Source organism: Escherichia sp. E10V10, assembly GCF_004211985.1.
GTDB lineage: Bacteria > Pseudomonadota > Gammaproteobacteria > Enterobacterales > Enterobacteriaceae > Escherichia.
The window spans coordinates 264,647-283,804 of the sequence record NZ_RHJO01000010.1 but is presented as its reverse complement, the minus strand read 5'-3'; the positions used below and the strand labels follow the sequence as shown (position 1 = coordinate 283,804).

Sequence of the window (19,158 nt, the reverse complement as noted above, 5' to 3'; positions counted from 1 at the left end):
CACTTGATAAATTTGGAAATATTAATTTTCGGAGAACCCGTATGTCTTTAGCAAAAGATAATATATGGAAACTATTGGCCCCACTGGTGGTGATGGGTGTCATGTTTCTTATCCCTGTCCCCGACGGTATGCCGCCGCAGGCATGGCATTACTTCGCTGTGTTTGTGGCAATGATTGTCGGCATGATCCTCGAGCCAATCCCGGCAACAGCGATCAGTTTTATTGCAGTAACCATTTGCGTGATTGGCAGTAATTACCTGCTCTTTGACGCCAAAGAATTAGCTGACCCAGCGTTTAATGCGCAAAAACAGGCGCTGAAATGGGGGCTGGCTGGTTTTTCCAGTACCACAGTCTGGCTGGTATTTGGCGCATTTATCTTTGCATTAGGATATGAAGTTTCCGGGTTAGGTCGTCGCATTGCCCTTTTCCTGGTGAAATTCATGGGCAAACGCACGCTGACGTTGGGTTATGCGATTGTCATTATCGACATTCTGCTGGCACCGTTTACACCGTCCAACACCGCGCGTACCGGGGGTACGGTTTTTCCGGTCATTAAAAACCTGCCGCCGCTATTTAAATCATTCCCAAACGATCCGTCCGCGCGTCGTATTGGCGGCTATTTGATGTGGATGATGGTCATTAGTACCAGTCTGAGTTCTTCCATGTTTGTCACCGGTGCAGCACCAAACGTGCTGGGTCTGGAGTTCGTCAGCAAAATTGCCGGTATCCAGATTAGCTGGTTACAGTGGTTCCTCTGCTTCCTGCCGGTTGGGGTTATCTTGCTTATCATTGCGCCGTGGCTTTCCTACGTGCTGTACAAACCGGAAATCACACACAGTGAAGAAGTGGCAACCTGGGCGGGTGATGAACTAAAAACCATGGGGTGTCTGACTCGCAGAGAGTGGACGCTGATTGGCCTTGTATTACTCAGCTTAGGTTTATGGGTATTTGGCAGCGAAGTGATTAACGCCACTGCGGTTGGTCTGCTGGCAGTTTCGCTGATGCTGGCGCTGCACGTTGTGCCGTGGAAAGACATTACCCGCTATAACAGCGCATGGAACACGCTGGTTAACCTGGCAACGCTGGTCGTCATGGCTAATGGCCTGACTCGTTCCGGATTTATCGACTGGTTCGCCAGCACCATGAGTACGCATCTGGAAGGTTTTTCGCCAAATGCGACGGTTATCGTCCTCGTGCTGGTGTTCTACTTTGCTCATTACCTGTTTGCCAGCCTGTCAGCGCACACCGCAACCATGCTGCCGGTCATTCTGGCGGTCGGTAAAGGGATTCCAGGTGTACCGATGGAACAACTGTGTATTCTGCTGGTGCTGTCTATCGGTATCATGGGCTGTCTGACCCCATATGCTACTGGCCCTGGTGTGATTATTTACGGCTGCGGCTATGTGAAATCAAAAGATTACTGGCGTCTTGGGGCTATCTTCGGGGTGATTTATATTGCCATGCTGCTTCTGGTAGGCTGGCCGATTCTCGCCATGTGGAACTAATACGTTCGCCAAACGCTGAATAAATCACCGCGCCCGCCAGGTTAGCCAACCTGGCGGGCTTTTTTATGATTTAATAGATAGTATTCAGTGCATGTATGAGTTCCACACCCACTATGAAAACATTCTGGCGTAACGCCGCTTTACTGGCGGCTTCTCTGCTCCCCTTATCTTCTGTCAACGCCGCTGCATTACAGGCAAAACAGTATGGCGATTTTGATCGTTACGTTTTAGCTCTTTCCTGGCAAACCGGGTTTTGCCAGAGTCAGCACGATCGAAATCGTAACGAACGCGATGAGTGTCGACTGCAAACCGAAACGAGCAACAAAGCTGATTTTCTGACCGTTCATGGCCTGTGGCCGGGATTGCCTAAATCGGTTGCTGCGCGTGGCGTTGATGAACGCCGATGGATGCGCTTCGGCTGCGCCACTCGCCCAGTCCCAAACCTGCCGGAAGCTCGCGCCAGCCGGATGTGTTCTTCACCGGAAACAGGGTTATCGCTGGAAACAGCAGCTAAATTGAGTGAAGTTATGCCGGGCGCAGGTGGTCGTTCCTGTCTGGAACGTTATGAATACGCGAAACACGGCGCCTGCTTTGGTTTTGATCCGGACGCTTACTTCGGTACGATGGTACGTCTGAATCAAGAGATCAAAGAAAGCACAGCCGGAAAATTCCTTGCGGATAACTACGGTAAAACCGTGAGCCGCAGTGACTTTGACGCCGCCTTTGCCAAAAGCTGGGGGAAAGAGAACGTCAAAGCAGTCAAGTTAACCTGCCAGGGTAATCCGGCATATTTGACTGAAATCCAGATTTCAATCAAAGCTGACGCCATCAATGCGCCGCTTTCTGCAAACTCATTCTTGCCACAACCACACCCAGGCAACTGTGGCAAAAACTTTGTGATTGATAAAGCAGGTTATTGAGATCCAGCGCAGCGGAAGTTGATCCATCACGAAAATTTATCCCTTACGCTGTTTTTCGATTAAGATTTATACAAATCGCTCAGCATTAAGGAATTACCTGAATGTGATGTAAATCACTTCAAAGAGTGAGCAACAGTCAGTATCATCATATGAGCTAAACCCTCGCCGCCTGACGGTGAGGGTTTTCTTTTGGGTATGTTTATCTGCGACACTCGCAGTACCGACGACATGGAGTAAAAATGTCCAGACCAACAATCATCATTAACGACCTGGATGCCGAACGCATCGATATTCTGCTGGAGCAACCTGCCTATGCCGGTTTGCCAATCGCCGACGCGTTAAACGCAGAGTTGGATCGCGCCCAAATGTGTTCGCCAGAAGAGATGCCACACGATGTGGTGACGATGAACAGCCGGGTTAAATTCCGCAATCTTAGCGATGGCGAAGTCCGTGTGCGTACACTGGTGTATCCGGCAAAGATGACCGACAGCAATACTCAACTTTCCGTTATGGCTCCGGTTGGTGCCGCACTGCTGGGGTTGCGCGTTGGCGATACCATCCACTGGGAACTTCCGGGCGGCGTTGCTACCCACCTTGAAGTGCTGGAACTCGAATACCAGCCTGAAGCCGCTGGCGAGTACCTGCTTTAATCCCATCTGCACAAGCGTTATTCGCTTTGCCCGGAGGATGCTTCTGCATCCTCTTTCCGCTCAAATATCAACCAGATTTATCATTTTGCTCTTCACCGCTGCGTTCTAATCTGAACAAGTTATCCACCAGCGGATCCCCCTATGAGCGAAGCTCTCGGTATTACTGCGTTTTATATATTCATTGCAGCAATTATTGTTGTGGCAGTGCTATATCTTGAGCAACGCTGGTAGTAGCTGACTTAATCCATTTTCCAGATCAATTGCTATCCCAGATCAAATCAACTTCGCAAATCATAGAATCATAATCAATAATATGCTGTTATATGTTCATGCAATAGCAAGGAGGGAATGCTTATGTACAAAACAATCATTATGCCAGTAGACGTATTTGAAATGGAATTGAGCGACAAAGCCGTTCGTCACGCTGAATTTCTCGCCCAGGATGATGGCGTAATTCATTTACTCCATGTATTACCGGGCGCCGCAAGCCTTAGTCTGCACCGTTTTGCTGCTGATGTGCGTCGTTTCGAAGAACATTTGCAACATGAAGCCGAAGAACGCTTACAGACAATGGTCGGCCATTTCAATATTGATCCATCCCGTATCAAACCACATGTCCGTTTTGGTAACGTGCGAGATGAAGTGAACGAATTAGCTAAAGAACTGGATGCGGATGTTGTGGTTATCGGTTCGCGAAATCCATCGATTTCAACCCATCTGTTAGGTTCCAACGCTTCCAACGTGATCCGCCACGCCAATCTGCCGGTATTAGTCGTTCGTTAACAAATTAACGCATTTATGACGCCCTGCCCTGAGCAATCCCGGCAGGGCGTTTTTTATAAAAAAAGCCGCCAGGTTTGACCCCGGCGGCTAAGCAATTGCAGGTGAATCTTACTTCTTCTTATGCAGTTTTGGTGCGAATCAGGTAGTCAAAAGCGCTCAGAGAGGCTTTAGCACCTTCGCCAGTAGCGATGATGATCTGCTTGTACGGAACCGTCGTACAGTCACCGGCAGCGAACACGCCTTTGACGTTGGTTTCGCATTTCGCATCAATGATTATCTCACCCATACGATTACGTTCGACTGCGCCTTCCAGCCAGTTGGTGTTCGGCAGCAGACCAATCTGGACGAAAATACCGGCCAGTTCGATGTTGTGAATATCGCCGCTGACACGATCACGATATTCCAGACCTACGACTTTGCTGCCGTCGCCTTTCACTTCCGTGGTTTGCGCATTCAGAATGATGTCGACGTTTTTCAGGCTGCGCAGTTTGTCCTGCAGAACCTGGTCGGCTTTCATTTCAGGGGCAAATTCCAGCAGCGTTACGTGTTCAACAATCCCTGCCAGGTCGATTGCCGCTTCCACACCGGAGTTGCCGCCGCCGATGACCGCCACACGTTTGCCTTTAAACAGTGGACCGTCGCAGTGCGGGCAATAGGTTACGCCTTTGGTGCGATACTGATCTTCGCCCGGAACGTTCATGTTGCGCCATTTTGCACCGGTCGCCACGATAATGCTGCGAGCTTTCAGTACCGCGCCGGAAGCCGTTTCAATCTGATGCAAGCCGCCTTCAACCGCTGCCGGAATCAGTTTGCTCGCGCTCTGGCTATCAATCACATCAACATCGTATTCATCAACGTGAACCTTCAGCGCGCCTGCCAGTTTCTGGCCTTCGGTCTTCGGTACAGAAATGTAGTTTTCGATATCAACAGTATCGAGGATCTGACCGCCGAAACGTTCGCCCATCAGACCCGTACGGATGCCTTTACGCGCGGAGTAAATTGCTGCCGCCGCACCCGCCGGGCCGGAACCGACGATTAATACATCATAAGCATCACGCTTGTTCAGCTCTTCTGCCGCACGTTTTTCCGCGCCAGTATCAATTTTGGCGACGATTTCAGTCAACGTCATGCGGCCCTGACCAAACTCTTTCCCGTTTACGAACACTGCCGGAACGCCCATCACGTTACGATCGGTGATCTCGTTCTGGAAGGTGCCGCCATCAATTGCTGTGTGCTTAATACGCGGGTTCAGTACGCTCATCAGATTCAGCGCCTGCACCACGTCCGGGCAGTTGTGGCAAGAGAGCGAATAATAAGTTTCGAATTCAAAATCACCGTCAATATGGCGAATCTGCTCCAGCAGAGACTGTGCTTCTTTCGACGGATGACCACCGGTCCACAGCAACGCCAGTACCAGCGAGGTGAACTCATGACCCAGCGGGGAGCCTGCAAAACGCGGCCCCTGGTTGGAACCTGGGTTGGTGATCAGGAAAGACGGCTTACGCACCGGCAAGCTGTTATCTTCTTTAAAGGTGACTTTGTCTGACAGTTCTGCGATTTCAGCCAACAGTTCCTTGATTTCTGCCGATTTAGCGCTGTCATCCAGCGTGGCAATTAACTCAACAGGCTTGGTCAATTTTTCAAGATAAGCCTTGAGTTGAGTTTTCATATTTGTGTCGAGCATGTTTATCTCCTGGGCTTTAAACATCATCATGCAAGCGGCCTCTGCGGCTACCTGGATGCAGCTTGCATCATGGTGCGGGGAACAAAATCGGGTGCCGCAGCACCCGAAGAATTAGGTGAATTTCCGAAGTATTTCGCGCCGGAGTTGGTAGCGCGAAAGACGAAGGAAATTTAGATTTTACCAACCAGGTCCAGAGACGGAGCCAGAGTTGCTTCACCTTCTTTCCATTTAGCCGGGCAAACTTCACCTGGGTGAGAAGCTACATACTGAGCAGCTTTGATTTTACGCAGCAGGTCAGACGCGTCACGGCCAATGCCTTCAGCGGTAACTTCGATTGCCTGGATGATACCCTGCGGGTCAACAACGAAGGTCGCGCGGTCAGCCAGACCTTCATCTTCACGCATGTTGTCGAAGTTACGGGTCAGGGCGCCAGTCGGGTCGCCGATCATTGCGTATTTGATTTTCGCGATGGTTTCAGAGCTGCTGTGCCATGCTTTGTGGGTGAAGTGAGTATCGGTAGATACTGCGTATACATCTACGCCCAGTTTCTGCAGTTCTTCGTAATGGTCTGCAACGTCGCCCAGTTCGGTCGGGCATACGAAAGTAAAGTCAGCCGGGTAGAAGAAGAAGACGCTCCAGCGGCCTTCGGTATCTTTCTCGGTTACTTCGATGAATTCGCCGTTTTTGAATGCCTGGTTTTTAAAAGGTTTAATTTTGGTGTTAATCAAGGACATCTATACTTCCTCCGTGTTTTCGATGAGATGTAAGGTAACCAATTTTTGCCGATTCGGCTAATGCGTTTCCATTATCAAATCGATAAGTTTTACCTTACAACCTTCGTAAGACAACTTTGTGAACTTTGCACCGCCAGCGGCGATAAAAAGTAAAATGGGCCCCCTTTCCAGGTGACCGTGTAATCTGAACTACCCTTTGGTATCTTCAGCGCCTGTTCAGCAGGCTGCGGTGTTGCCCTTACAAATGCAACAACGACATGGATTACAACACCCTCATAAACAAAGGGCAATCACCTGTTCTAAGCTCTTACCTATGACAGTGATAGGTTATGCCTTTTACTCAAATTTTGCACTGACTGAAAAGGACAAATTAATGTTAAAAAAGATACTTTTATTGGCTCTGCTTCCTGCAGTCGCCTTCGCAGAGGAACTTCCAGCCCCAGTAAAAGCCATTGAAAAACAGGGTATTACTATCCTCAAATCTTTTGATGCCCCCGGGGGAATGAAAGGTTATCTCGGAAAGTATCAGGATATGGGAGTTACTATCTACCTGACACCAGACGGCAAGCACGCCATCTCAGGTTATATGTACAACGAAAAAGGTGAAAACCTGAGTAACACACTTATTGAGAAAGAAATTTATGCGCCAGTCGGTCGAGAAATGTGGCAACGGATGGAGCAATCCCACTGGCTCCTCGACGGCAAAAAAGATGCGCCTGTTGTGGTTTATGTCTTTGCCGATCCATTTTGTCCGTATTGTAAACAGTTCTGGCAGCAGACGCGCCCGTGGGTTGAGGCTGGCAAAGTTCAGCTTCGCACACTACTGGTTGGCGTAATCAAACCGGAAAGCCCAGCGACTGCTGCGGCGATCCTCGCGGCTAAAGATCCGGCTAAAGCATGGCAAGAGTATGAAGCATCAGACAAGAAGCTAAAGCTAAACATTCCGGCCACCGTTGGTGCAGAGCAAATGAAAATCTTAAGTGCCAATGAAAAACTGATGGATGAACTTGGCGCAAACGTCACGCCTGCTATCTACTACATGAGCCCGGAGAATACATTGCAACAGGCGGTCGGATTACCGGATCAAAAGACCTTAAATATCATCATGGGAAATAAATAATATTAAATCATGGATAACTGGAATATATACGGCTTTTCAGTTATCCTGAAAACCGCAAGAATTGATCACAAACAATAAATCGGCTATGCTATTTTAGAAAAACTTAATCATGAGTTAAGTAAAAGAACATAATAAATACAAATATATTAATTCATATTATAGATTTAATGAATATCATGATGAGTGCAATGATATGAATGGAGTACATCATGGCCAATCTTTACGACTTAAAAAAATTTGACTTGAATTTACTGGTAATCTTCGAGTGCATTTACCAACATCTCAGCATTAGTAAGGCTGCAGAATCGCTATATATAACGCCCTCTGCGGTTAGTCAGTCCCTGCAACGCTTACGTACGCAATTTAATGATCCTTTGTTTACTCGTGCCGGAAAAGGTATTACGCCAACGACTACTGGGTTAAATCTTCATCATCATCTTGAGAAAAACCTTAGAAACCTGGAACAAACAATAAATATCGTCAATAAATCTGAATTAAAGAAAAAATTTATAATTTATGGTCCACAATTCATCTCTGCGACAAACAGCAGCCTTTTGATCAATAGTCTGCGCCAGGATGCAGTTATCGACATTGAACATCATGACATTATGATGGCCGTAGAAAGCGCCGAAGACTTACTGGCTTACCGCAAAGCGGATCTCGTAGTGACATTGGCACCAGTTATCAGCCGTTCTGTGAGCTGCATCCCTTTTCAGTCAATTCGTAATACACTCATCTGTAGTACTACCCATCCGAGAATAAATGAACGGAGCACCCATGCACAAATTCTTGATGAAGAATTTACCTTTCTGATATCTAAAATCCCTGGATTAGAAGATTTCCAGATGGAAATAGAAGCACTCATGGCAAACCGTAAAATATCGTTTCGTAGTTCCTCTCTGTTTACCATTATTAATACAATTGCAGTTACCGATTTAATTGGTATTGTGCCTTACGAATTATACCGCAGTTATCATAAAACACTTCAGCTAAAACAAATAAAACTTGAACACCCGTTGCCTTCAAACACACTTTATATGTCCTATAATAAATCATCATTAAATAACCTTACGTTCTCACGATTCATTGATCGTTTGAATGACAATTTATAATAAACATCTATCCATTGGCAAAATGTTTTTCAATGAAAAATTCACACTATAAATACATAAAATAATATATCTTATTTGAATTTATTTACTTTATAATTAAAAAACTATCGAATTATCTACCTGTCAGGTTCAGAGAGCATCTTTAGATGTCTATTTATAAAATTCCTCTTCCGCTCAATATTCTGGAAGCTGCACAAGAGCGTATTACCTGGACACTCAACACCCTACCCCGCGTTTGTGTCTCATTTTCTGGCGGTAAAGATTCAGGCTTAATGCTTCATCTAACCGCGAATCTGGCCAGAAAAATGGGCAAAAAAATATACGTTCTGTTTATCGACTGGGAAGCACAGTTTTCTTTAACTATTCACTATATTCAGTCCCTACGAGAGCAGTATGCAGATGTCATTGAAGAATTTTATTGGGTAGCGCTGCCTCTTACGACGCAAAACTCTCTTTCTCAGTATCAACCCGAATGGCAATGCTGGGAACCTGATGTTGAATGGGTACGCCAGCCCCCGGGAGATGCAATAACCGATCCCGCTTATTTCCCGTTTTACCAGCCAGGCATGACTTTTGAACATTTCGTGCGTGAATTTGCCGAATGGTTTTCGCAAAAACGTCCTGCGGCCATGATGATCGGCATCCGGGCTGACGAGTCCTATAACCGTTTCGTTGCTATCGCCAGTTCGAATAAACAGCGTTTTGCCGACGATAAACCCTGGACTACGGCCGCACCAGGCGGTCATAGCTGGTACATTTACCCCATCTACGACTGGAAAGTTGCTGATATCTGGACCTGGTATGCAAATCATCAAAGTCTCTGCAACCCTCTGTATAACCTAATGTATCAGGCGGGCGTCCCTCTGCGTCAAATGCGAATTTGCGAACCTTTTGGCCCGGAGCAACGACAGGGATTATGGCTCTATCACGTTATCGAACCGGATCGCTGGGCTGCTATGTGCGCACGAGTCAGCGGTGTAAAAAGCGGCGGAATTTACGCCGGACATGACAATCATTTCTATGGGCATCGGAAAATCCTCAAGCCAGAGCATTTAGACTGGCAAGAGTATGCATTATTGCTGCTCAATAGCATGCCGGAAAAAACTGCGGAGCATTACCGCAATAAAATCGCCATTTATTTGCACTGGTATCAGAAAAAAGGCATCGAGGTTCCACAAACCCAGCAAGGGGACATTGGCACGAAAGATATCCCCTCCTGGCGGCGAATATGCAAAGTTTTACTCAATAACGATTACTGGTGCCGGGCATTATCATTTAGCCCTACGAAAGCGAAGAACTATCAGCGTTATAACGAACGGATAAAAGGAAAACGTCAGGAATGGGGGATACTATGCAACAACGATTAACGCAGGATTTAACCCAATTTCTCGCCAGCTTGCCGGAAGACGATCGCATCAAAGCGATTAATGAAATCCGCATGGCGATCCATCAGGTTAGCCCCTTTCGTGAAGAGCCCGTGGATTGCGTTCTGTGGGTTAAAAATAGCCAACTCGTGCCGAATGATTACAACCCCAATAATGTGGCTCCGCCAGAGAAGAAGCTGCTAAAAAAATCCATTGAAATTGATGGTTTTACCCAACCTATCGTGGTGACTAACACTCAATCTGACACAATGGAGATTGTTGATGGCTTTCACCGTCATGAAATTGGTAAAGGATCTAACACGTTAAAAACGCGCTTAAAAGGGTATTTACCGGTTACCTGTCTGGGAGGAGATCGTAACGAGCGCATCGCTGCAACAATTCGCCACAACCGCGCTCGTGGACGCCATCAAATCACCGCCATGTCAGAAATCGTCCGTGAACTCAGCCAGTTGGGATGGGACGACAATAAAATCGGCAAAGAACTGGGAATGGACAGCGACGAAGTGCTGCGCCTGAAGCAAATTAACGGCCTGCAAGAGTTGTTTGCCGACCGTCAATATTCCCGCGCCTGGACTGTCAAATAACTACAGCTGGCGCAGGCGTTCAGCTGCTGCCAGCAACGTCGATTCCTTCTTGGCAAAACAGAGACGAATCAGTTTATGTGGGAAGGGATCGGCGCAAAACACCGACAGAGGAATTGCCGCTACGCCGTGCTCCCGCGTCAGCCACTGGCAAAACTCAACATCATCCAGCGTAGACACGGCGCTGTAATCCACCAGCAAAAAGTAAGTACCTTCGCAGGGTAGTATCTCCAGCCGACTTTCACTTAAGGCGTTCACCAGGATATCGCGCTTCTGGCGATAAAAGTCAGGTAATGCAAGATAATGCTCAGGTTCTGCACGTAGCATATCCGCAAGCGCCAGCTGTGCCGGGGTATTCACCGAAAAGGTCAGATACTGATGTACCTTGCGAATTTCGGCACTGATGGGCGCTGGCGCAACGCAATAACCCACTTTCCAGCCGGTCATATGATAGGTCTTGCCAAACGATGACACCGCCACTGCCCGCTCACGCAGCTGCGGATGCGCCAGCACGCTGGCATGGCCCTGCTGTGAAAAGTTGATGTGCTCGTAGACTTCATCGCTAATGACAAAAATCTCGTGCCCGGCAATTGCCTGCCACAAAGCGGCGAAATCAGCCTGCTGCCAGACAGTAGCACTGGGGTTATGTGGGGTGTTGAGGATCACCAGTCGGGTGCGCTCGCTTAACAATGCGGCAAACTCCTGCCAGTTAACGCGAAAATGCGGTGGTTGCAGTGCCATACGCTTCACTATTCCCCCAGAAAGCGCGATGGCGGGGGCGTAACTGTCATAGCTGGGATCAAAACAAATCACTTCATCGCCATTGCGCACCAATGCGGTAATCGCCGCGTATAACGCCTCCGTCGCCCCTGCCGTTACGGTGATATCGCTATCGGCATCTGGTTGATAGCCATACAAACGTTCCGTTTTCTGAGCAATCGCCTCGCGCAATGCCTGCACGCCGGTCATGGGCGCGTATTGGTTTGCCCCCTGGGCAACGTGGTACGCCAGCCGCTCCTGTAAATAGCGCGGACCATCAAAATCAGGAAAGCCTTGCGAAAGGTTAATCGCCTGGTGTTGCTGCGCCAGCGTGCTCATCTGGGTGAAAATAGTGGTGCCAAGTTGTGGAAGTTTGCTTTGTGGAATCAGAGGGTTATTTGTCATTTTTATTGTACCTGACGAAGTTGCGTGTTGAAGGCACTATAACACGATGCTAGTATTTGGCAATCAAGACGTTTAGATGTCTAAATAAAACAATAAGGACAACACAACATGCCTCACAATCCTATCCGCGTGGTCGTCGGCCCGGCTAACTACTTTTCTCATCCTGGAAGTTTCAATCACCTGCACGATTTTTTCACTGATGAACAACTTTCTCGCGCGGTGTGGATCTACGGCGAACGCGCCATTGCTGCGGCGAAAACCAAACTTCCGCCAGCGTTTGAACTACCAGGGGCAAAGCATATTTTGTTTCGCGGTCATTGCAGCGAAAGCGATGTACAACAACTGGCGGCTGAGTCCGGTGACGATCGCAGCGTGGTGATTGGCGTCGGCGGCGGCGCACTGCTCGACACCGCGAAAGCCCTCGCCCGCCGTCTCGGTCTGCCATTTGTTGCCGTTCCGACGATCGCCGCTACCTGCGCCGCCTGGACACCGCTCTCCGTCTGGTATAACGATGCCGGACAGGCGCTGCATTATGAGATTTTCGACGACGCCAATTTTATGGTGCTGGTGGAACCGGAGATTATCCTCAATGCGCCGCAAGAATATCTGCTGGCGGGGATCGGTGACACGCTGGCGAAATGGTATGAAGCGGTAGTACTGGCCCCGCAACCAGAAACGTTGCCGCTAACCGTGCGGCTGGGGATTAATAACGCGCAGGCCATTCGCGACGTCTTGTTAAACAGGAGCGAACAGGCGCTGAGCGATCAGCAAAATCAGCAGTTAACGCAATCATTTTGCGATGTGGTGGATGCCATTATTGCTGGTGGTGGGATGGTCGGTGGTCTGGGCGATCGTTTTACGCGTGTGGCGGCGGCCCATGCCGTGCACAACGGTCTGACTGTACTGCCGCAAACCGAGAAGTTTCTCCACGGCACCAAAGTCGCTTACGGAATTCTGGTGCAAAGCGCCTTGCTGGGTCAGGATGATGTGCTGGCGCAATTAACAGAGGCGTATCAGCGTTTTCACCTGCCGACTACGCTGGCGGAGCTGGAAGTGGATATCAATAATCAGGCGGAGATCGACAAAGTGATTGCCCACACCTTACGTCCGGTGGAGTCCATTCATTACCTGCCAGTCACGCTGACACCAGAGACATTGCGTGCAGCGTTCGAAAAAGTGGAATCGTTTAAAGCCTGACGTGCAAATTTAGCAGCAGCGCGCGCCGCCTTTTCCACCGTAGCGCGCGTCCTGCCGCTCACGGAAAAACTCTTCGTAGGTCATCGGCGTTTGATCGGGATGGTTAACCCGCATATGTTCGACATAGTTGTCGTAATCAGGCATACCAATCATCAGCTTCGCCGCCTGACCTAAATATTTTCCGGCTTTTGCCAGTGAATCAAACATCAATACCTCCGGTAATCAGGTTGCTGAAATATTGCCGGATACGGCGCGAACGCTTTATCCGGCCTACAAATGCTATCAACGCGCTCGGTCAGTCCCCTCGCCCCATCGGGGAGAGGGTTAGGGTGAGGGGGAACCCTCGGCACTATGCCAACATTCGCCAACATCCCCCCTCACTCTGACTTTAGTGCGCGCCTTTTGCCTGCGCCAAGATCTCTTCAACATTTTCCGGCATTGGCTCATACGGCGTTTCTTTCGCCGTTGGCTTCGGCTCTTTCAATGCCGCAAGTGCCGTCTTAATCGAGAACAGTGCCAGAACCACCACGACCACCATAAAGAAGATGGTTAACCCGGCATCCAGACGGTTGTTGAACACCAGTTGCGCCAGCTGTGACTCAGTATATTGCGACGGAATATTGCCGCTGTCGATCATTGCCTGGAACTTATTAGCAATGGCCAGGAAGCCGACTTTCGCATCCGGGCTAAACGCTTTCTGCCAGCCAGCGGTCAGGGTACAAATCAGCAGCCAGGCCGTTGGTACCAGCGCCACCCAGGCGTAACGTTGACGTTTCATTTTGAACAGCACAACGGCACAGAGCATCAGTGCCATCCCTGCCAGCATCTGGTTGGCAATACCAAACAGCGGCCACAGAGTGTTAATACCGCCCAGCGGATCGACCACGCCCTGATGGAGGAAGTAGCCCCACGCCAGCACGCACAGCGCCGTTGCCAGCAGGTTAGCAGGCAATGAATCGGTCCGTTTCAGGCCCGGAGAAACCACGCCCAGCAGATCCTGCAACATAAAGCGCGCAGCTCGCGTACCTGCATCCACCGCCGTCAGAATAAACAGTGCTTCAAACAGAATGGCGAAGTGATACCAGAACGCCACATCCATCATGCCGCCCAGCGCGCCGTGTAGAATGTAGGCCATCCCCACAGCCAAGGTCGGCGCACCGCCCGCACGGGAAATGATCGACTGTTCACCCACTTCGCTGGCAATCTGGTTGAGCGTATCCGGGGTAATCGCAAAGCCCCAGCTACTCACCACTTGCGCGGCAGATGCGACTACATCCGCCGTCCCTGCAGGAGCCAGCACCGCCATCGGGCTGTTCATGGCGAAGTACACACCCGGATCGATGATACAGGCAGAAACCAGCGCCATAATCGCCACGAAGGATTCCATTAACATCCCGCCGTAGCCGATAAAACACGCCTGCCCTTCGTTCGCCAGCATCTTCGGCGTGGTGCCGGAAGAGATCAGCGCATGGAAGCCAGACACCGCGCCACAGGCGATAGTGATAAACAGGAACGGGAACAGGTTACCGGTCCATACCGGGCCAGTGCCATCGACAAATTTAGTTAGCGCAGGCATGGTCAGCGTCGGGCGCATAATCAAAATGCCTACCGCCAGACCGACGATGGTCCCGATTTTCAGGAAGGTTGAGAGGTAGTCGCGCGGGGCCAGCAACAGCCACACTGGCAGCACCGCCGCCACAAAACCGTAGCCCACCAGCATCCAGGTCAGCTGCACGCCGGTAAAGTCAAAGTACGGTGCCCAGGTCGGGCTTTCTGCCACCCAGCCGCCAGAGATAATGGCGAAAATCAGGAACACCAGACCAATCACCGACACTTCGCCAATACGCCCCGGACGCAGATAGCGCAGGTAGATCCCCATAAACAGCGCCAGCGGAATGGTGAAAGCAACGGTATACGTTCCCCACGGGCTATGAGTCAGGGCTTTCACCACGATCATCGCCAGCACGGCAAGGATAATGACCATGATCATAAAGCAGGCTACCAGCGCAATCACCCCGGCGGTTGGCCCCATCTCTTCTTTGACCAGCTCACCCAGCGAGCGACCGTCACGGCGCGTAGAAACAAACAGCACCATGAAATCCTGCACCGCACCGGCAAGAACCACCCCGGCGAGCAGCCAGATCATCCCCGGCAGGTAGCCCATTTGCGCCGCCAGTACCGGCCCAACCAACGGACCTGCTCCGGCAATGGCCGCAAAATGGTGACCGAACAGCACTTTCTTGTCCGTCGGCACATAGTCCAGTCCGTCGTTATGGCGCACCGCTGGCGTCATACGCGTCGGGTCAACCGCCAGTACATTTTTGGCGATATACAGGCCATAAAAACGGTAAGCGATCAGATAGATACAGACCGACGCCACCACAATCCACAGCGCGTTGATCTGTTCCCCACGATTTAAAGCAATGTATCCCAGAGCAAATGCTCCCATTACAGAGAGCACTGTCCAGACGAGGTATTTCCCTGATTTGTTCATAGTTGTTATCCGTGTGCGTGTCCATAGAGATGTTACATTTTGTTTCTATAACATCTTTGTACAATTTAACAACACGGCAACCATGTAAATCGGAGTTGAAACCAATATTTAACTTCACAATGTTAACTCGATCACTCCGTTAACCGAGTTTTCCTGCAATCTCATTTAATTCTGTCGGGTTCATCCCAAAACTGCCGTACCCAGCCGACAAGTGCAGCAACGCCGCCCCTGTTCATCGAAAACAACGATTTCCCAACTCTGATTTTGCCGCCCAAGATGCAGCGGCTGGCAGACGCCACGTACCTTGCCTTCAGACACCGGGCGATGATGGGTGGCGTTAAGTTCCGTGCCCACCACACACTGCCCATCGCGGGTCATCATAAATCCGGCCATCGATCCCAAAGTTTCCGCCAGCGCCGCCGACGCACCGCCATGTAGTAAACCGAACGGCTGATGAGTACGGGTATCAACCGGCATTTCGGCTTCGAGTACATCATCGCCCAGACGGGTATACACAATTCCCAGATGCGCCACCATTGTGTTATCGCTGGTGGCGTTCAGCTCGTCGAGCGTTAAATGGCGTTTCCAGATCATGCTTATGCCCCCAGCGTTGAGCCGCCATCTACCACAATATCCTGTAGCGTGATATGGCTGGCGAGGTCAGAGGCGAGGAACAAAATCGTGTTGGCGATCTCTTGTGGACGGGCGATTTTCCCCAGCGGAATGCCGAGTTTAAACTGCTCGCCAAAGCCGCGAATACGCTGCTCTGCGGCGTCATCGCTCACCCACAGCGTGCGTTGCATATCGGTGTCGGTGGAGCCTGGCGAAACCACATTACAGCGCACCCCGCTACCCGCCAGTTCCAGCCCGACGCTCAACGCCAGACTTTTCAGCGCCGCTTTCGATGCGCCATAAGCACTCATGCCAATACGCGGCGTGTGTGCGGCGTCGGACGCCACAGTGACAATCGCCCCGCCCCGCTGACGGCGAAACTGGTTCATGGTTTGCTGAAAGAGGTTAAACGCACCGCCGACGTTAACCGCAAAAGTCTGCTGCCAGTCTTCCTTACTGAGCTGATCGGTCGCGCCCATGCGCAAAATTCCCGCCGCATTGACCAGCACGTCCAGTCGCTCCGTTTCAGCTAACAGTCGCTGACATACCTGCGCCACCTGCGCAGCATCGGCAACATCCATTACTTCGGTTGCAAAGGGATATTGCTCCTGAGTGAACGCTTGATCAAAACCTGTAACTTTCGCTCCCGCTTCAACAAACGCCAGCGCCGTGGCGTAGCCGATACCTTTCCCCGCGCCAGTTACCCAGACATTTTTACCGCTGAAATCCATTATTTCACCTCGCGGGAGAGTAGCTTCCACCAGGCGTCGATGGTCGGGTTTTTCGCCAGCATGACAAAGTCGATATCGCCATGCACTTTGCGCCAGCGCGCCGCCAGCGCCATCATCCGCACCGAATCCAGACCGTAGTCGATCAGGTTGTCGTCATCGAACGGTTCATCGGACTCGTCCAGCAACGGCAGGATCACCTCGCGCAGCGCCGCTTTGCTGGCGGGGATAGGTGCTGGCAGTAATTCTTCGGTCATCACCACCCGGCCAGAACGTCCGGCCACATATTTCAGCGACATCAAATGCTCATCACGGCTGAAATCGGCCAGCGCATCCGCCACCATAAACGGTTTAATATCGCGCATAAATGCGTCGGTTGCGGTGGTCATACAGCCAATGTGGGCATATACCCCAGTAATAATCAGTTGGTTACGTCCACTCTCTTTGAGCATTTGCTCCAGCGGGGAACGATGAAACGCACTGTAGCGCCACTTCACCAACACCGTGTCGTCGGCATCTGGCGTCAGGCGATCCACCACCTTTTGCTGTTCCGGCGAACGGGTCAGGCCCGGCCCCCACATATCATTCAACAGCGCCCGATCTTCATCGCTCTGCTCTTTCGGCTGGGCGGTGTAATAAACCGGGATATTGTGCTGTTTGCAGTAGTCGCGTAGTGCCGCAATATTGGCGATCACCTGCGCCATCATCGGGCAGTTCTCGCCCCAGAAGCTGACAAAATAGTCCTGCATATCATGGATTAACAACGCGGCACGTTGCGGTTCAAAGGCCCAGTCGACTTTATTCTTAGGGATATCGTGAGACTCCGGCAGTGCGTAAGCCTGTAATTTTGGAATAGCCATCGTGTTCTCTCCTTCAGGCTGATGCGCGTGACGCCAGCCACTGACGTAATTGTTTTTTATCGACTTTCCCGACCGCCGTCAGCGGAAGTGAATCCACACACTCCACGCGATCCGGTAATTTAAATTCGGCAATACCCTGTTCACGCAGAAAACGACGCACCTGCACCGCGCGCAGCGGCTCTTTTATCACCAGATAAGCACAACTTTTTTCGCCCATCAGCTCATCTTCCATGCTCACCAGTGCGGCGTAGATCACCGCCGGATGGCGCAGCAGCAGGTTTTCGATCTCTTCGGCAGCGATCTTCTCGCCGCCACGGTTAATCTGATCTTTCTCGCGCCCCTGCACGGTGATGTAACCCTCTGGATCAATAGAGATCAGATCGCCGGAACAGTAAAAACCGTTGGCATCAAAGGCGCTGGCATTGTGCTGTGGGCTTTTGTAATAGCCGCGGAAGGTGTACGGACCGCGCGTCATCAGGCGTCCAACTTCCCCTTGCGGCAGTGGATTTCCTTCAGCATCGGCAACCCACACTTCATCGTCCGGACACATTGGGTAACCCTGGGTATGGATAATTTTCTCCGCGCTATCATCTAGACGGGTGTAGTTCACCAGCCCTTCCGCCATGCCAAACACCTGCTGCAACTGGCAGCCAATCTCAGCGGGAATACGCGCCGCAAGGGTGGCAGAAAGACGTGCGCCGCCGACCTGTAATAGTTTCAGCGAGGCAAGCTGCGCCCGGCTTTCGCCTTCAGCCAGCGCCTGCAACCACAGGCTGACTGCTGGCGGCACCAGCGCGGTGACGTTCACCTGATGTTTTTCAATCAATGGGAAGCAAAGCGTGGCGCTGGGATCGGCCGCCAGAACAACCGTTCCTCCGGCAAGAAAGACGCCCAGCGATCCTGGCGAACTCATGGCGTAGTTATGAGCCGCCGGGATCGCGCACAGGTAGCGCGTCTGTTGTGTGAACTGACAAATCTCGACGCTACGACGCACGCTGTAGTAGTAGTCGTTATGAGTGCGCGGGATCAATTTCGGTGTGCCGGTGGTGCCGCCGGAAAGCTGGAAATAGGCCACTTCATCAGCTGGTGACGGCGTGGCAGTAAAATCCTCAGCCGGATGGTTAATCGCATCCTGCAAGTTATGCTCACCGCTGTCGTTGAGTAGCTGCACCACGCGAATGGAGGAATGTTCTGTGACGAAAGTATTGAGGAAATCATCCCCGCTAAACAGCGCATGTTGGCGATCGGCAATCAGCAATGTGGGTTCAATCTGGCTGGCATAGGCGTTCAGTTCACTACGCTGATGGCTGAACAACGCCAGCACCGGCGCAACGCCCAGTTTCAGCAGCGCGAAAAAGGTAATGTAAAGTTCAGCGACGTTACCCAGTTGTACCAGCGCGGTTTCACCAGGTTTAATGCCCTGACGGCGCAAACTACAGGCGAGGTTATCCGCCGCCTGATTCAGCTCCCGGTAACTCAACTGCCGCTCGCCGTCGATAACCGCGATGCTGTCACTCGCAGCGTGGCGAGTCAGAATGTCAGTCAGTGGCAAATCCTGCCAGTAGCCTTTTTCCCGATAGCGACGGGCAAACTCTTCCGGCCAGCGGGTGAATGGAATGCTCATCCTCG

At 50.9% G+C, this 19,158-nt stretch carries 18 protein-coding genes; 9 read left to right on the top strand and 9 right to left on the bottom strand.

The window, feature by feature from the left end; genetic code table 11:
* The first annotated feature begins 41 nt into the window (after window positions 1-41).
* The 4 genes from citT (at window position 42) to uspG (ending at window position 3,858) form a co-directional block, all read left to right on the top strand.
* Window positions 42-1,505 carry a citrate/succinate antiporter CitT gene (gene citT, locus D9736_RS14715; RefSeq protein ID WP_130258601.1) on the top strand — a complete coding sequence of 488 codons (1,464 nt, stop codon included), beginning with the start codon at window positions 42-44 and terminating at the stop codon, window positions 1,503-1,505.
* A 113-nt stretch (window positions 1,506-1,618) separates the two neighbouring features.
* The gene (gene rna / locus D9736_RS14710; protein ID WP_130219419.1) at window positions 1,619-2,425 is read left to right on the top strand and encodes a ribonuclease I; all 807 of its coding nucleotides are present in this window, start codon (window positions 1,619-1,621) and stop codon (window positions 2,423-2,425) included.
* 239 nt (window positions 2,426-2,664) lie between these two features.
* Window positions 2,665-3,075 carry a nucleoside diphosphate kinase regulator gene (gene rnk, locus D9736_RS14705; RefSeq protein WP_130219417.1) on the top strand — a complete coding sequence of 137 codons (411 nt, stop codon included), beginning with the start codon at window positions 2,665-2,667 and terminating at the stop codon, window positions 3,073-3,075.
* A gap of 354 nt (window positions 3,076-3,429) precedes the next feature.
* Window positions 3,430-3,858 (top strand): universal stress protein UspG, encoded by a 429-nt coding sequence (uspG, locus tag D9736_RS14700; protein WP_130206453.1) that lies wholly within the window; start codon window positions 3,430-3,432, stop codon window positions 3,856-3,858.
* A 118-nt stretch (window positions 3,859-3,976) separates the two neighbouring features.
* On the opposite strand, the gene ahpF is transcribed toward uspG, so the two are convergent.
* Both ahpF and ahpC read right to left on the bottom strand, forming a co-directional pair.
* On the bottom strand, window positions 3,977-5,542 hold the full coding sequence (ahpF, locus tag D9736_RS14695) for an alkyl hydroperoxide reductase subunit F (protein ID WP_000887629.1): 1,566 nt from the start codon (window positions 5,540-5,542) through the stop codon (window positions 3,977-3,979).
* A gap of 170 nt (window positions 5,543-5,712) precedes the next feature.
* Complete coding sequence (gene ahpC, locus D9736_RS14690) at window positions 5,713-6,276, bottom strand: alkyl hydroperoxide reductase subunit C (RefSeq protein ID WP_130222584.1); 564 nt, start codon at window positions 6,274-6,276, stop codon at window positions 5,713-5,715.
* Between the two features lie 373 nt (window positions 6,277-6,649).
* Between ahpC and dsbG the strand changes: the two genes are divergently transcribed.
* The 4 genes from dsbG (at window position 6,650) to D9736_RS14670 (ending at window position 10,477) form a co-directional block, all read left to right on the top strand.
* On the top strand, window positions 6,650-7,396 hold the full coding sequence (gene dsbG / locus D9736_RS14685) for a thiol:disulfide interchange protein DsbG (RefSeq protein WP_130258621.1): 747 nt from the start codon (window positions 6,650-6,652) through the stop codon (window positions 7,394-7,396).
* A 209-nt stretch (window positions 7,397-7,605) separates the two neighbouring features.
* Window positions 7,606-8,508, top strand: coding sequence for a LysR family transcriptional regulator (locus D9736_RS14680; protein WP_130219413.1), 903 nt, complete (start codon window positions 7,606-7,608; stop codon window positions 8,506-8,508).
* A gap of 146 nt (window positions 8,509-8,654) precedes the next feature.
* Window positions 8,655-9,875, top strand: coding sequence for a phosphoadenosine phosphosulfate reductase (locus D9736_RS14675; protein ID WP_130219411.1), 1,221 nt, complete (start codon window positions 8,655-8,657; stop codon window positions 9,873-9,875).
* Window positions 9,848-10,477, top strand: coding sequence for a ParB/RepB/Spo0J family partition protein (locus D9736_RS14670; protein WP_130258600.1), 630 nt, complete (start codon window positions 9,848-9,850; stop codon window positions 10,475-10,477). Before D9736_RS14675 ends, D9736_RS14670 begins: the two co-directional genes overlap by 28 nt.
* On the opposite strand, the gene ybdL is transcribed toward D9736_RS14670, so the two are convergent.
* Entirely contained in the window at window positions 10,478-11,638 is a 1,161-nt protein-coding gene (ybdL, locus tag D9736_RS14665) for a methionine-oxo-acid transaminase (protein WP_130258599.1), read from the bottom strand.
* A 108-nt stretch (window positions 11,639-11,746) separates the two neighbouring features.
* On the opposite strand from ybdL, the gene hcxA reads away from it, so the two are divergent.
* On the top strand, window positions 11,747-12,835 hold the full coding sequence (gene hcxA / locus D9736_RS14660; protein WP_130258598.1) for a hydroxycarboxylate dehydrogenase HcxA: 1,089 nt from the start codon (window positions 11,747-11,749) through the stop codon (window positions 12,833-12,835).
* Window positions 12,836-12,844: 9 nt separating this feature from the next.
* Here hcxA and D9736_RS14655 read toward each other — a convergent pair whose 3' ends face one another.
* The 6 genes from D9736_RS14655 to entE all read right to left on the bottom strand — a co-directional run bounded on the left by D9736_RS14655 (window position 12,845) and on the right by entE (window position 19,153).
* Window positions 12,845-13,042 carry a YbdD/YjiX family protein gene (locus tag D9736_RS14655; protein WP_000460431.1) on the bottom strand — a complete coding sequence of 66 codons (198 nt, stop codon included), beginning with the start codon at window positions 13,040-13,042 and terminating at the stop codon, window positions 12,845-12,847.
* A 181-nt stretch (window positions 13,043-13,223) separates the two neighbouring features.
* A complete protein-coding gene (gene cstA, locus D9736_RS14650) occupies window positions 13,224-15,329 on the bottom strand; it encodes a pyruvate/proton symporter CstA (protein ID WP_130258597.1) in 2,106 nt (701 codons plus the stop codon).
* 180 nt (window positions 15,330-15,509) lie between these two features.
* Complete coding sequence (entH, locus tag D9736_RS14645; protein ID WP_000637953.1) at window positions 15,510-15,923, bottom strand: proofreading thioesterase EntH; 414 nt, start codon at window positions 15,921-15,923, stop codon at window positions 15,510-15,512.
* A 2-nt stretch (window positions 15,924-15,925) separates the two neighbouring features.
* A complete protein-coding gene (gene entA / locus D9736_RS14640; protein ID WP_130258596.1) occupies window positions 15,926-16,672 on the bottom strand; it encodes a 2,3-dihydro-2,3-dihydroxybenzoate dehydrogenase EntA in 747 nt (248 codons plus the stop codon).
* Window positions 16,672-17,529: an enterobactin biosynthesis bifunctional isochorismatase/aryl carrier protein EntB gene (entB, locus tag D9736_RS14635; protein ID WP_001007118.1), complete on the bottom strand. Its 858-nt coding sequence runs from the start codon at window positions 17,527-17,529 to the stop codon at window positions 16,672-16,674. Before entB ends, entA begins: the two co-directional genes overlap by 1 nt.
* A gap of 13 nt (window positions 17,530-17,542) precedes the next feature.
* Window positions 17,543-19,153: a (2,3-dihydroxybenzoyl)adenylate synthase EntE gene (gene entE / locus D9736_RS14630; RefSeq protein WP_130258595.1), complete on the bottom strand. Its 1,611-nt coding sequence runs from the start codon at window positions 19,151-19,153 to the stop codon at window positions 17,543-17,545.
* Between the last annotated feature and the right edge of the window lie 5 nt (window positions 19,154-19,158).